The organism is Streptococcus cuniculi, assembly GCF_004570575.1.
GTDB classification, from domain to species: Bacteria; Bacillota; Bacilli; order Lactobacillales; family Streptococcaceae; genus Streptococcus; species Streptococcus cuniculi_A.
This window is the reverse complement of sequence record NZ_SPPD01000073.1, coordinates 1-455: the sequence shown is the minus strand read 5'-3', so window position 1 is coordinate 455 and position 455 is coordinate 1. Positions and strand designations below refer to the sequence as shown.

At 40.0% G+C, this 455-nt stretch carries 1 protein-coding gene; it reads right to left on the bottom strand.

Annotated elements, in window-relative coordinates:
* Positions 1 to 332 (bottom strand): class B sortase (locus E4T82_RS12930; protein ID WP_228065170.1); only part of this gene is annotated, 332 nt, incomplete at its 3' end.
* Positions 333 to 455: the final 123 nt, after the last annotated feature.

The following is a 455-nucleotide window of genomic DNA, read 5'->3' as shown; positions in this document are numbered from 1 at the left end:
GCATGACCATAGATGATGGTGATCGGATCTTCGAACGTTTTCGTATTGACCAACTCTGTAAAGATAGCCCCGTAGTAAGTCTCTGCCCCATCTACATCATGAGATAAATAATACGAGTCATCCCTTGGGTGTTGGGCAACAGGATAATCAATCTTCGTACCATCCACCTGTAACCAAGCATAAACATCTGGATTTTGATGGAAGACTCTTTGCTTTTTTACCTCTCGTGAAGAGGTGCCAATAGCTTCTTCAAACTGCGATAAGAGCTGAAAACCATAGAGTAACAATAAGATGATGACCACGCCACTCATCAGCTGTAGTAGCTTTTTCATGAAGCCCTCCTTTACATCAATCATTATAGCAAAACGGGAGTTCATTTGTAAATAGGATTCCGTTTATCTTGTTGGGAAAGTAGATCCAAATATTGAAACCAAATAGAAAGAAATTTCCTACCT